The organism is Xylanibacter brevis P6B11, assembly GCF_000621825.1.
GTDB classification, from domain to species: Bacteria; Bacteroidota; Bacteroidia; order Bacteroidales; family Bacteroidaceae; genus Prevotella; species Prevotella brevis.
This window is the reverse complement of the sequence record NZ_JHXG01000006.1, coordinates 257,113-271,682: the sequence shown is the minus strand read 5'-3', so window position 1 is coordinate 271,682 and position 14,570 is coordinate 257,113. Positions and strand designations below refer to the sequence as shown.

The following is a 14,570-nucleotide window of genomic DNA, read 5'->3' as shown; positions in this document are numbered from 1 at the left end:
TTAATAGGTTGGGATGGTGGTGGGATGATGGGTGACGGCGCCTGTTTTATCCTGACAGTTGTTGATATAGCCCGTCACATTGGCACCAGCCTGCAACAGGCGGCCACCGGCAATGGTGACGTTGACCACCTCAGAGCGCCAGCCTGCAGTGGGCACCCAGGTGTCGTTCTCCAGGTGGACATTAGCCTCCCAGGTGGCTTTCTTGTCGTCCTCTTGCGGGGTGCGATAGATGCCGTCCAGTCCTGTCAGCAGGTAGTCGCCTTCGATGGTGATGGTGTGGTCCATGCCGTCCAGATGACCGGTAAACTCGAAGTCGGCCGGGATGGCTGAGGCTGGGATGGTGATGTCGTGGTCCAGGATGAAGTAGTCGCCATGGTGTGCGCCACCCTTGCAGGCCTGGAAGAACATCTCGATCCATTTGCCATCAGAGACATACTGGGCCTCGGGGTCTTCTTCGTCGGCATCATACAGGTGACCGTCGGTGACGCCTGCCTTCAGCACCTTGTTGGTATAGGCACGCTGCCAACTGCCGCCTGCCACCGAGAGGTTGTTGCCGTTCTGGTTGTTCACGCCATAATAGTTGTCGGCATAGCTGCTCTCCTTCCACAGGCGCGAACCGGCACTGTTATAGTCGATGCGTTCCGGACTCACACGCAGATAGACCACCGTCTCGTCGTTGGCATTGAGGTCGAAGGTGAACGACTTCTCGTATTCCAGGTCGTTGTTCAGCGTGAGTTCAAAGTCGATATTGTTTGATTCTGCTGCGGTGGGTGTTGTCTCATCGTACATCACATTTGTGCCTTCGGTACGTACGGTATAGGTGGGACGCACGATGAGGTCGTAGTAAGGACACTTTCCATAGTTCGTAGCGGTGTACTTACTGCTGCTGCCTTTAGCCGTATAGTCGGCGTGGGCCTCGGTCCATCCTTCATCGGTTGGGAAGACCAGGTCACCGGTAGATTTGTTTTTGTAGAGGATGACCTCCTCTTCGCCCATGAAGTGGGGGATGGCCTTACGTTCCGTCTTCCACACGGGCTGTCCCTGTGTGTTGACGTAGTCCAGCGTCTTCACGTTGCAGAAGCGCAACTTCGTGTTCTCTACGTTCTCGTTGTTCTGGACGTTCTGGGTGTCATAGCCCTTCAGTGTGGCACTCATGCCAGGCTCTATCAGCACGTAAGCCTCTACACGCGCCAGACGGTGCTGCAGGGGAATGGTGATGCGTCCCACGGTGGCCGAGATGTCTGCCATGGGGGGCACGGCCGTGTAGTGCGACAGGTCCTCGTGGGTCTTTGCGCTCTGCTGGTCTTTCAGACCGTCTGGCACGATGACTCCCTGAAAGGTGTGCACACCGTTGTTCAACCATTTGGCTGGGATGGTGGTCAGTTCGCCATCGGTGTTGTAGGCATTCAGACTGTAGATCGTGAAACCGCCTTCAGACTTCAGGATGTTTCCTTCACCGTCGGTCTGCAGCAGCAACTGCGCCTTTTGTTGAGCGCTCTTGGTGAAATAGGTGATGTCCATGCCTTGTTTCAGCATGGCGGCCAGCCAGTCTTCCTGTTCTGCCGGTACGGGCGTGACCGCACGTGTCACCACCGTGGTGGTCATCATCCCTTCGGTGCTGACACCTCCCACGTGGATGATGCTGCTGTCATCGACAGTGGCAAGGTCCTCGTCTTGCCTGCAAGCCGACAACATGGCGAGAGCCATTGCTATATAGATATAAGTAGTCTTCATCTTCATACTTAAAAGTCCTTTTCTGTGGGGATAATAGCATTGCGCTTGCCGATGGCTTCCTCGATGCTGTGACCTGTGCAGGTGCCCACACCATTGCAGTCGGCATTCCACCAGTTACCCTGACAGTCCTTGGTGGCCAATGTAGAAGCCTGCATGGCATTGCCCAGGATTGCTCCATGGCGCACGTCTTTCACCATCTCGACAAAGCTGTTGCAGTCGGTAATCGTGAGTGAGGGGTCATCGTTGGAACCGTCTTTTTTCTCAATACCACCCACGATGCCGCCATAGAAGAGGATAGGTGATGCGGTGCCGTTGAAGGTGCTGCCAGAATGTAGGATACACTGGGTGATGGTGCCGCGGGAAACGGTAGATACCAGTCCACCGGCGAACTTACGTCCCTGGGTGATGTTGGCCTCGACATTGGCAAAGAGGTTCACCTTGGCCTCACAGCCGCTCAGGGTGGCACCATCCCATATCCATACCACCAGACCAGCAGGGTTGGATGCCTGGATACGAACGCCATCGGCGGTCTTTACCTTGACATCTTTGATCTCTGCGGATTCTCCATGAACCTCAAAGGCCAGGGGGGCGATAGCATCGGTCGCAGCTTCCTTTGGTTCGGCTATCAGATTACTTGCCACATATACTGTAAGGTCATGTATCTGACCAGTGACGGCATCGAAAATCATGCCCTCTGTTGTAATCTGCTTGTTGTTACCATCCAGCTCGTAGGCGATGCTGCCCACCTGATGGCTCACGTTGATGTTCTGAGCCAGACGGTAGCGCTTGGTGTCGCTGTTATAGGCGTTCTTGGTCGATTCTTGCAGCTCTTCACCATTGTCGATGATACCATCATAGCGCAGTTCGCTGGCAGTGACATTCTTCAGGTCGAGGTCGTCATCGACCGTGGGCCAGGCGTTGCCTTCGGCTGTGAAGGTATGGTCGGCATTCTTGAGGCCCACAATGTTCTTATGGGTCTGTTTGTCTTGCAGCAGGGTGATGCCGTATTCAAAGGTGTTGTTGGTTATCACACCGTTGGCCTGACCTGCAATGCCACCGCCAACCTGTCCGCCCTTCACGCTGTTGCTCACGCTGCAGGCGTCAATAGTGGCAATCTTGTTGTCTGTAGAGGTAGAGACGGCCGCAATACCACCGACAAACTTGGTGGTGGAGGCGCCTATCACCTTCAGCGACGAACGGCAGCGCGAGATGGTACCGGTGTTTAGCTTCACGGCACCGGCCACGGTGGCATGGGCGTCGCTGTTGGTTTTCGTGGTCACCCTGACGTCCTCAATGGTTCCGCTGTTGGCCTCGGCAATGGCGGCATCAACAGCATCGCCTATCTGGATGGTGCCGTTCAGCAGACTGGCTGCATCCTGCATGTTGTTCAGGAAGCGGTAGTTGCTCAACAGGGTGCAGCCACCCAGGTTCAGTGTGCAGTTCAGGTCGTAGGTCGTTGACCAGTCTTTCAGGTCGATATCGTTGGTGATCAAGGCGATGTTACCGGCCTTGTTCTGCGACTCACTGCTGAGGAAGTCTATCAGTTCCTGGCGGTTCTCAATCATGATGGGGTCGCCCGCATTGCCATAGTCGTCGCAGATGGTGTTGGTCACCTGTTCGGTCCAGTCCTCGATATAGGCCGTCATCATCACCTTACGACTGTTACGGCTCAGCGTCACCGTGATAATCAGGTGCTTACCTGCCTCCAGGTTGTAACTGTCTTTATTGTTATCGAAGTCGTTGTCGTTGCCGGCATAGAATGAATAGTGCTGACCAGACAGCGTGATGCGGGTGATGAGGTCGCTGGCTGGCTGAAGGGAATAGTCGTGGGGCTCTACGATGGCGTCGTAGCGTGTGGTGCTGACGTGTGTCTCGGCAGCGCCATTCTTGTCTTCCTCGTAGTCAATAAACTCCTCGCCTGCCAGTGGCGTGATGGCCATGGCATCGGTGTCGTACGAGTAGATCTTGGCGCTGAGGTCGTTTTCGGCCACGTTGAAGTTCAGTGCCTTTCGGCTCACACCCTCGTCGGCTTTCAGAATGATGGTGATCAGTGCGCGCTGGTGCTGCAGGTAGAGGGGAATCTTCTTGTAGTCCTCGTCATCGCTCACCAGTTTTGTCTCGCTATTCAGTCGTCGCCACTCCTTGGCGGTGTGGTAGTTCAGGGCGTCAAGGTCATCAATAGGACTGCCACTGTCGTCGTCGCCATCCCATTTCTGGATATAACCATAGCCTTCCAGTCGGTCTTGCAGCAGCCAGCTCTCTTTTGTCGATTGGTCGGCAGAGAGCGTCTCCGTACCGGCAGTTGCCTTAAAGCCATAGGCCGTGGTGGTGCTGGGCCAGTACAGGGGTGTCTCGTCCTCCTTGGAAGCCAGCGTGCCCAGGGCGTCGTCGGCCACAGGCTGATAGATGCCGGTGCCCAACAGCTCTCCGTTGGCTGCATACATGCCTACGGTAAACTCGTAGGCTTTGTTCACGGCCTGATAGGCTCCCATGGCTTCCTCATATTCAGATTTGGCTGAACGGGTCATCGTGACATTGGGTATAGCGGTGGTAAACATCACCTCCTCTTGCTCTGATCCATTGCCAGAGAAGAGGTTGTCCAGCAACTCACTGCAGCTTGTCAGCGAACAGGCAAGTGCGGCCATGAGTGCGATACGTGACTGTTTATATAGCTGGTTGATATTCATACGTGTTCTATTCGTTATTTTGAATGGTGGCATCAGCATCGTAAACCGTCTTGTCGGTTTCCCAGTCGGCAATCTCGGCTGTGACCTGTGCTATCAGACTACGTCGCAACTCCATGTTATAGATATATTTCTTGCCACTCTCCAGCGTCAGGTTCTTCACGCCTTTGAAGGTGGCCTTGTGCACCACGGCATCGGCAGCATCTGATTCCTTCCACGTGATGCGGATGCCCTGCAGTGTGCCGAAGGCGATGGCCTCGAACGATTTCAGGTAGCCGGGTGTCGTGGTGGTGCGCTCAAACATGTTGAAGAGCGAACCATAGGGATTGTCTTTCTTCGTGGCACTGTATCTAGCATCGTCCACATTGATGGGGACCGACGTGGTGGCGGGCACACTGCCGTCGGTCTGTATGCAGTAGGCCACATAGCCTGTTTCGGCAACGCCTAGCAGTTCTACGCTCAATATTTGTTCGGGGGCGATGGTGACCGATGCATCCTGCGAGTTCTTTAGGTTGACCTGAATCTGCGAGAACTGGTGCTTGAAGAACAGTTTTACGCGGTTGGCCTCGGGTGTAGCACCTGAGGGCTTGGCTACCTCTACAGCTAGGATGGGGTCGGGTTGCTGTGTCATGTCAGTCTTGTCGCCACGGGTCAGGTCATAGGCCATCATATACTGGTCTTTGTACTGCGTGGTGACGTTGGGATACAGTTTCAGATTGCCTGCATCCGTGCCATCATCGCTGTTCAGCTTGTTGTAGTCGGCCAGTGCCAAGAAGATATGGTTCAGTCGGTTCTGCCAGTAGAAACACTTGGCTGCCTCGTCGAAACCATAGCTGTCGGTCTTTGTGGCTGCTGCGTAGGCATTGTTCCAATAGACGGCGTTGCCAACGGTGTTGCTGATTTTCAGCCATGCCGTTGTCATGTTGACATCCTCCGACAACTCCTTGGTCTCAGAGTAGAACTCCGTGTCGTTGTCGTCGTTAGCACCAGCATGGAAGAACATCGAGCACACGAAGCGGCCATCCTTTGGCATAAAGGAAGCCGAAGCGGCACGCGTGATGACCGCATCCGTATTGCCGGCAGAGAAAAGCACCGGCATGCGCTCCATCTGCTGTCCACCGTCGTATGTCTCCTGTTCAGCAGTACACCCTGCCAACAGCAATACAAAGCTTAAATATATGTTATACCAATTCTTCACGTCTTCTCACTTAAAAGTACCTCTCACCTCTCACTTCTCACCTCTCATCTCTCATCTCTCATCTTGCGGCGCAGCCGCACCCCTCTAGTCCCAATCCAGTGTTGCATTGCCACTGCCTGTGTTCTCGGTCCAATCCTTGATCAGGGCACGGAACTGAATAGCTTCTTTCGTCAGTGTGATGGTGTAGGTGTACTTATTACCGCCAAGCCAATTGGTGATGACCTGTTGTGTGTCATCCTCACAAAGGTTCAGCTGCACCGAGTAGGTCGTACCATCTTTCAGGGTGATGACCAGTCTTGACGCATCTGTGATGTGTTGTGGCACCATGATCGTCTCGTCCTCCACCGGAATGGTGGCTTTGGTTGTACCAGCCGTGACAACACCTGTTGCCAGACTGACAGTACCCTTGTTCTTCAGGTTGGTGATGGTCACCGTGGCATCTGTTAGGTCAACGGCAGAGGCGTCATCGCTGGTCTTCAGTTCTACCTTTACGTTGCTCATCACGTGCTTGAACACTAGGGGCACGTCGCCCGTGCGGGGATTGATGGCATCGCCTTCGGCATAGTCATGTGTGGTGGTGCCATCGGCTTCCGTTCCTGTGTGTGCAGCGGTGGTAGCCCACAGCAGGTCGGTGCCTTGATGAGCCTCCATCGTGGTGACAGCCTCCAGTGTTTTCTCGTTGGTCTTCTGGGCCAATGCACGGAAATAATAGTTGGTGCTGCCGTTGGGCCAGTAGATGACTGGACTGTTGACAAACTTGCTGCCGTCGTATGTTGCTGTGGTGGCCATCGTGTCGAAGTCGGTATTGTCGGTAGAGCGCCACAGCGAGAACGAGTCGCCGGCCTTCAGACTGGCGTTGTTGGTCTTGTTGATGGTCTTCACGTCTGCGGTGAAGTTGATTTCGCCAATAGTTTCAGCGCTCACGTCGGTCCAGTCGGCCAGCGTGGCTACCAGACTGATGGCCTGCTTGTTCAGTGTCACGGTGAGCTTATAGTTCACGCCGCTGATGCTGGCATCGTTCTTGATGCCATCCTGCCAACTGTTCAGTACGTCCGAGTTGAGCACCACCTCATAGTCGTTGCCATCCACCGACTGAATCGTGGCCAGCAATTTGCCGTCGGTCAGTGCAGTCAGTGGTACAGCCACAGCCTCGTAGGTGCGACATGGCTTGCCTGCCTCTGTCGTTGAGGCTGCGTTGGCATACATCTTCACGGAGGTAGTTCCCGTAGCGGTGACCGTCGAGTCTGGCGCCGTGAAGGTGCCATTCAGGTTCATGCCTGCCAGGGTGACTGTAGTGGTTGCCAGGTCGTCAGCCTGAAAGCCCTTGTCCAGCACCACCACGATGGTAAACTTGCTCATGGCGTGATAGAAAGGCACTGTCAGCGTGCCATGCTTGTCCTTAGCATGATGATAGGTTATCATACTCTGAGCGTCCGACCACAGCAGGTCGTTCTCCTTCAGCGCCTCGGCAGTTGTCTGGTCGGCAGTGGTGGTCCAACCCAGGACACCCGTTGCTTCATCAAGTGCCGTCGTTGGCGTACCGCCATTATAGCAGTAGCCGTAGAACGACTGTAGTCCGTGACCGCTGGTGCGCAGGTCCTTGGCGCCATCTGCTGTCGATTCGCTGAAGTCATCCCAGTAGAGGGGCTCGGTAGGCGCATCATTGATGATGGTCACCAGTTTGCTCTGCACGGGATCTGCTTGTTGGTCAGCGATGTGGCGCACGTAGCACAACAGCTTGTCGTCGGCTTCTATCGTGCTGCCAGCGGCGCGTGTCACCAGACTACTGCCCGAGAGCGATGTCTCGAATGTCAGGGGCAAGCGCTCCTGAACCAGCGAGGCATCGTCGTCGTTGCTGCATCCAGCCATTGTCAGTGCCGATAGTGCGAGTATGATGTATCTTTTGATTGTCATTTACTAATAGCTTATATGATTAGAACCATACATTCTCTTCTGCTTCCACCGTCTGCCAGTCGGTCAGCGATGCCGTAGCCGACACTTCTGTCTTGGTGATCTTCAGGTCGTAAACATAGTGAACGCCAGACTGCCATCTGTCTGTAGGTGCAGCGGCGTCTGTAGAGCCTGCCACCTTGACCTTGATAGGAGCCACCTCAGCATAATAGACATCCTTCTTTGTCTTGGTGGCGTCGCTATAGACGGTAATCCTGAACAGCACCTTTCCCTTGGCCGTATTCTCCAGCAGCTGAGGCACGATGATGCCGTGGTAGTGTCGGCTGTCAATGCTATGAAGGGCTTCCTCGTTGGCATACTTCGTAACCACGGCCGAGCGGTCGCTCAGCAGGATGTGTCCTTCGGTACCTACATTCACCAAATCCACCTCGGCATAGGTCAGGTCCACATAGTTGTCTGAACCTTCAGCACTTGATTTCAGTGTTACCTCCACCTGACTCATCATATAGCGGAAGTTCAGGTTGATGGCAGCCTTACGGGCACAGATGCCATCCTTGTCCATATATACGTTCTCGTGGTCAGGGTTGCCACAGGGAGTGTTCTCGCCAATCTCTGGCATGCCCAGTACGAAGTTGCAGGGGAATGTGTTGGCATCGTACGCACCATTTTCAACCTCTACATACTGATGTTGGTCTGTTGCATCCTCCTCCACCGGAGTACCTGTCGGATAGATGCCGCGGAAATGATAGTGCTGGTAATGGTGCGTCCAATATAATGTATTTGTAAACGTAACGTCTCCGTTAGTATCAACAGTAGGAGTTGCATCCTTCGTATAGCCTTTGGCTATGTTTTTATCGTTACGATAGAGGTCAAAGCCATTAAATCCAGGAGGTAAGGCATCGTCATTCCCAGCTCCTATAGGTACTTCAATGTTAATCTCTGGGTGGGCTTCCTCGGCCTCAACATCTATCCACTTGGTAACAGTAGCAGTCAGGATAATACCTGTCTTCTTGACTGTCACATTGATAATGTAGTTGTAGCCGGGAAGTGTCTTGTAGTCAGTATGTCCCGTTGCATCATCAATGGCTTTATGAATTTCCTTCGCTTTGATATAGTAGATGTTGTCGTCGGCATTTACGATGGCAATCACGGCATCATCACGAGCTCCAAGTTGTGTACCAGGATAGACAATAGCCTGCTTGATTACGGTAACATTCTTGTCGGTCGTACTTGTTGTTCCTGCAATTACCTTTGATGTTTGGCCGTCGCTCTCAGCTGTTGCTTTCTGGATATTGACAGTACCAGTTGCAAGGACGTAGTTCTTAGAAACGTCTGCAGTATCGGCTAATTCCGTGGCATTGGTCATGATGACGCGCGGGTCTTTCTCAAATTTCTTATCGGTAGCACCAACAGAGCCCTTGGTAAAACCATCGGAAGCCGTGAGGTTGAATGTGATCTTGCTCAACGGATGAACGAAAATCATGTTACGAACATTTTCCTTTGTTGGCTTCACAAACTTATAAGGATCCGTAAAAAGGTTGTTCGATACGATGATGTCACTATTAAGAACATCCTTGCCATCGGTGATAACAGGCCAAGTAAGACTCTCCCACTCTGTGTCTTTTACAGCAGGAACCTCAGCCATGCCATCCACAGCTACGCCAAGTACTTTCAAGCCATTATCAGTGTTGGTCTTGTTGTTGGGATCGCCTGTGCCATAATCGTCCCAATAGAGCATTTCGTTCTCTGTAAACGACAAGGCATTGATGGTTGGTGCGGCATCAGTGGCAGCTATTGTGGTGCATGTGGTCTTTTTACTGATAGCTTCAGGATCCTTTCCTGCCCATGTACCATCCACCTTCAGTCGCACCTGCGTACCAGCCTTCATGGCATAGTACTTGGAAGACGAAAACTCGCCGCCACGAGTAACGGTGCGGTTGACAGGCGAAGCCTCAACACCAACATTGAAGTCTATCGTGCCATCAGCCGTCCTGTCAAACGAATCGCTCACGTCCTCACTTGTGCAGGCACCAAGTACCAGCACAAATGAGGTCATCAGCGTATATATGAAATTCTTATCTGTCATTACAGAGAATTAGTCTTCCAGAGTAATATCTTTGTTGTTTGCGGTTACGTCAACCCATTTTTCCACGGTGCAGGTCACACTCTTGATACCTGCCTTTGTCAAAGTGAAGGTGTAGGTGTAGCTGTGGTTAGGATACCAGAAGTTGATGGCATTGGTTCCCTGATTCTGGCTTCCGCCATTATTTGTTGCAGCAATCTCTGCCAATGACTTCACTACATAATACTGGTTGTCATCGGGAGTCTTGATGGTGATGCCTACATAGACATTAGTGCCTGAGGTTCGAACTAAAGCCTGTGGAACTACAGCATAGGAGAATGCACTTGTCTTATTGTATGTCGCATCTGTTTCGTCAATGCCTTTGGCAGGTGCCTTAAATGTATCATCTGTGAGAGTGCCGGTTGGAGTTACCAAACCATTACCCATCTTCACCTGACCTGTTGGATAAAAGTATGTTAGTGTAACCTCGCATTGTTTGTTGTTGGCCTCAAGAGCTACTGCATTTGAAGTCTTGGTAGTTTGCAGCACCACTTTGATGTTACTCATCATGTGAAGTTCTGTCATGTTGATGGTAGAGTTGGTGGCACCGATAGCAGGGCTGAGGAATGTCGTGTAACCATTAGACTCGCTATATTGGATCGGACTTGTTGTTGAGTTCTTGAAAGGAGCACCCCAGTGATAGTCGCAAGCAGTGGTGTCACTGCCTGAAGTGATTACGAAGTAGTCGTCAACATTATTATCTGCGGTACCCTCAATCGCTCTGCCTTTATCTACAGTACGGAAGTGATAGAATGATTTGTTATTTTCAAAGAACCAGTTGGTTTCCCACTTGTCTCCATTTGGGGTAAGTGTTGCTTTTTCAGTATAATTACCTTTCCAGTTCGTAGCTGTACTTGCACCTGTATTGATTTCTGCTGATTCGTCATTCAGTCTGTAGAGGTCGAAGCTTGTGCATGCCGTTCCGTTATCGTTCTTGAAAAGTCCAACCTCTATGTGTGAGTTATCCATGGTCTGATCCGTAGCAGTCACATTTACGAATGGCTCAAGTGTAGCAGTCACGTTGATAATCTTACTCTTACCTACAGTGATGTTGAACACATAGTTACGCCCCTTCTCCATGGTGATAGCGGTACTTGTGTTTTCTGTGATGCCAGTCTTTCCATCCAAGACATTGAACATCATATCCTGTGTGATGAAGTATTTGTTGTCATCGATGGTGAACTCCAGCACGTTGGTATCTTTACCCTTATTAATAACATAGCCTGGCAAAATCTGTGCCAGCAATGAATAGCTAGCTCCGGAAGCGAGAGTTGTTGTTGCCATCTTTTCGATGCCTTTCGATGCAAGAGTGGTCCATGCACCCGTCTCTAGGTTCAATCTACCAGTAGTTGGTACACCAAGGATCTTTACGTTGGTGCCTGTAGCAAAATTGAACGAACCATCACCATAGCCGGTACCTTTGATGAGGTTGATGGTGATGCGGCTCAGGGCGTGAGTGAACTGCAGATTACCTTGGTCGAACTTACCGGGACCGTCCGTCAATGTATTATCTTTCAAGCGGAACTTCAGACAACCGTTTTGAACGTCATCGTAAGCAGAAGTTGTATAATTGAATGCTTTGGCACCACCATTACCGTTTTCGCTGATGTTTTTACTGAATGTTAGGTCCTGTTTATTGATGGAGTCTGTGGTTTGAATAGTTGATACTGTCCATGAGATGGTATCAACCAGCGCTCCAGCGCTCCATCCGTCACCACCTGAAAGAAGATTGATGAGGCTCTTCTTGTTGTTTGTAGGGGTAATTTCTCCAGGAACAGCTATTGCAAAAACAGATAGGTTGGCATCGCGACCATAGGCATCATCCCAATAGCGTACATTTGCATCAGTGGGAGCTTCAATCGTTGAATAAGAATTTTCATCCAGTGTTTCATCTTTAGAAGCATAAGCAAAGGTGCGAGTCTCACGGATGTTGCTGGCATCCTTTGTACTGCGGATATGCATAGCAATCTGTGTGTTAGCAGCGAATCCGGCACGAGTCATGGCAGCGTTGTCTTCGCCTACGAATGAGATGGCTGTTTTGTTACTTGGGTCGATGACAGAAGCATCGTCCTCCAAACTGTTTGAACATGCTGTGGTTACCAGTGCGGTAGCGGCTAACAGCGGGAAAAAGAGATTTTTCATTTTGGTTATTGTTTTTTAATTATGATTCTGTGATAGATTTATTGCTCGAGGTTGGTCTCGATGTCGCCGTAAACATTCGTCCAAGGCATCAGCTCTGCGCTGAAGTCGATGGTCAGCGGATAGAACTCCGTCACCTTGATGATGTACGTGTATATGTAGTTCGACTCCCAGTTAAAGGAATCTATATTCTTCTTGTCGTCTTTAATAGCGATGTCCGTGTAGTGGATGGTCTTGTTTGTCTTGTCATACACAATATGACCGTCGGTACTAGTGAAATCGCTCTCGTAGTCCAGTCCGTAGACATCAAAGGAGATGGTCATCTTCACTCCCGTTTGTGGTATCTGCAGCATGCCATCTTTGCATTCGCAGTAGTAGGCGTGCTCGCGGTCGATGGCCTTGTTCAGGTCGCCCTGCTTGTTGTCGTCGGTCTGCAGCAGCAGTCTCTGGCTGTCGTTGGCGGCCTTCGTCGTGGTGGTGAAGGCACCATGCAGCATGTCGCTGCCGGCGAGGTCGGCTGTGTAGCCATGACCCTCGGTGACGAAGTTGTCGGAAACAACTTTCACCTTTATATTATATAAGTAGAAGTTGGCAGGTGTCTCCTTGCCGTAGTTGTTGTAGATGGCAAAGCGCACCTTAGACGTCAGGTGGTGGAAGGGCAGCGCCACGTAGCGGTCGTACTTGGTGGTAGCGCCATTCTCTGTGCGGTCTTTGCTGATAAACGTGCTGCCGTTCAGCAGGTCCACGTCTTTGGTGTTAGAGCCATCGTTGCAAGCCACCTGTGCCGGCATGTAAGGCTCGGCACCTGCAGTCAGCACACCGTTGTTGCAGGTCTGATAGACGTAAGCCACGGTGGCAGGAATCTCCAACGTGCTGGCATCCAGGGTGAAGTTGGCGATGGCGTCCTGAGCAGGACAGGGGCTGATGGCATAGAAGCGGTAGGGGAAAGCCGAGGCATCCCAATAGCGCTCAATCTGTGTTTTGTAGTAGCCTTCGGTCTTAGAGCCAACATAGTCCCATTTCGACAGGTTGGCCCAAGCGTCTGTTTTGTATTTCACCTCATACTTATCCATGATGACGGCCTGTTTGGCGGTGGCAAAGCCCTTCCAGCAGCTCACCAGGAAACCCTGTGTCAGGTAGTTGCTTGATGCTGCACGTGTCGGTGCTTTCATCACCGGTGCACTCATCACTGCCTGACTGAACTGCATGGGCACGCGTCCATCGTCCGTATCCTCATCCAGGAAAGTAGAGTCTGAAGAACAAGCGGTGAGGCTGGCGCACAACAGGAGTGCGCCAGTCCACCAGCTTAGTGTCTTGTTGATTGTATGATTAGAAATCACTTGAACTATCTTTAGTGTCGTAATCCACAACAGTAGCACCGTCGAATACGATAGGATAAACAGTGGGATTTGCAGGAACTGTAGGATTTTCGATATCAATTTCAGTATCATCTGGATCGGTTGTACCCTTAGAATCCTTAGTAATCTTGAAAGTATAGGTGTACTTGGTGTTAGGCTGCCAAGCAGCGATAAACTCTGAACCGTTCTTTGCAGGCACATAGACACGGGCATTGTGAACAGTGATTTCCTCGCCGTTGTCCTCAGCAATCAGCTTATAAGATACGTGGAAGGTGAAACCAACTTCGCTGGTAGTAGGCTGAGCTACGGGATAATAAATGGTAGAAGACTTAGCATAGCCTTGCGTACCACTTGTAACAACTTCAGGGATTACATTGTATGTAGTGCTAAGCTTTGACGTATATGAAGTCAGGCCGTCTTCAGTTCCAGGAATCACGAACTTCAGGTTGGCCTGAGTCTTTGAAGCATCTGTGTGGTTAACTGATGCAGTAGGAGTGCTAACATTGGTGAAGTCGATGGTTGCACCGCAGCTGGTGTAATAGTCAGCCTTGGTGTAAGTGTCACCAGATTTGGTAGCAGGAGTAGCCTGAATGCCAGAACCATCGGTTGTTACATCGATAATCTCCACTTTATAACCACGTACATCCTCATAGAAGCGCAGGTTTACTTGTGCGCCCAGGTGCTTGAAGTTCAGCTTCACGTCCTTCAGCTCTGCATTGGTAGCCTGAGCACCTGCATACATAAACTCCTGCAGTGAGGGTTTATCATAACCAGCTACCTGAGCGGTGTTGGCTACAGTAATTATCTTTGTGCTCTCGTCGAAGCTAACGCCAGCTGAACGATAAGGAGCGTAGGCATAGAAGTTGGTGTTGGCGTACTTCAAGTCCCAGTAACGAAGATACTGATTAGCATTGGCTGACATGTAATCTGCCTGTGATTTTGTATATCCCTTTGAGGCATCTTCATTCAGATACTCTGCAGTTCCGAGATATTCATAGAACCAAGGAGACTTATGGTCATCAAGATCACCAGCACTTGCTTCCCATGTTGTTGATTTAGACTTGTCATAACCTAGACCGCTACCATTAGAGTAACCAACCAGATAGTTGTCCATCACCTTCTGGGTGGTAAGACCATCTTTGTACTTGTAAGCCCACACGCCGAAGTTGTAGTGACCAAGGTTCTCTAGAGCCTGTGGCTCAGCAGCACGAGTAATGTTTTTCTTCTCCACGCTAAAAGCGATAGGAGCTTCGTTTTCGGCAGCTGATCGGTCAACCAGATCATCGCTGCTGCAGCTTGCAAGCGCTACAGCGGCAACTGCCAGGAATGCTAATTTTTTCATTTTAATGGTTTAATATTATATATAAAAATGTGAATAATCTTAGTCTCGTATTGTCCTCCTTCTGGAGTTCATAGTCCCCCTC

8 protein-coding genes are annotated in these 14,570 nt (G+C 51.1%); all 8 read right to left on the bottom strand.

The annotated features are described in order from the left end of the window. The 8 genes from T496_RS0102585 to T496_RS0102550 all read right to left on the bottom strand — a co-directional run bounded on the left by T496_RS0102585 (nt 1) and on the right by T496_RS0102550 (nt 14,488). Nucleotides 1–1,740 (bottom strand): hypothetical protein, encoded by a 1,740-nt coding sequence (locus T496_RS0102585; protein WP_027449362.1) that lies wholly within the window; start codon nt 1,738–1,740, stop codon nt 1–3. 2 nt (nt 1,741–1,742) lie between these two features. Beyond that, entirely contained in the window at nt 1,743–4,421 is a 2,679-nt protein-coding gene (locus tag T496_RS0102580; protein ID WP_027449361.1) for a fimbrillin family protein, read from the bottom strand. A 7-nt stretch (nt 4,422–4,428) separates the two neighbouring features. Further along, complete coding sequence (locus tag T496_RS0102575) at nt 4,429–5,616, bottom strand: fimbrillin family protein (protein WP_081783515.1); 1,188 nt, start codon at nt 5,614–5,616, stop codon at nt 4,429–4,431. 84 nt (nt 5,617–5,700) lie between these two features. Next, a complete protein-coding gene (locus T496_RS0102570; protein ID WP_081783514.1) occupies nt 5,701–7,530 on the bottom strand; it encodes a fimbrillin family protein in 1,830 nt (609 codons plus the stop codon). Between the two features lie 19 nt (nt 7,531–7,549). Further along, a complete protein-coding gene (locus T496_RS0102565; protein ID WP_027449358.1) occupies nt 7,550–9,613 on the bottom strand; it encodes a fimbrillin family protein in 2,064 nt (687 codons plus the stop codon). A 9-nt stretch (nt 9,614–9,622) separates the two neighbouring features. Continuing rightward, nucleotides 9,623–11,791 carry a fimbrillin family protein gene (locus tag T496_RS0102560; RefSeq protein ID WP_027449357.1) on the bottom strand — a complete coding sequence of 723 codons (2,169 nt, stop codon included), beginning with the start codon at nt 11,789–11,791 and terminating at the stop codon, nt 9,623–9,625. A 38-nt stretch (nt 11,792–11,829) separates the two neighbouring features. Next, a complete protein-coding gene (locus T496_RS0102555; protein ID WP_027449356.1) occupies nt 11,830–13,128 on the bottom strand; it encodes a fimbrillin family protein in 1,299 nt (432 codons plus the stop codon). Beyond that, nucleotides 13,118–14,488: a fimbrillin family protein gene (locus T496_RS0102550; RefSeq protein ID WP_027449355.1), complete on the bottom strand. Its 1,371-nt coding sequence runs from the start codon at nt 14,486–14,488 to the stop codon at nt 13,118–13,120. Before T496_RS0102550 ends, T496_RS0102555 begins: the two co-directional genes overlap by 11 nt. Nucleotides 14,489–14,570: the final 82 nt, after the last annotated feature.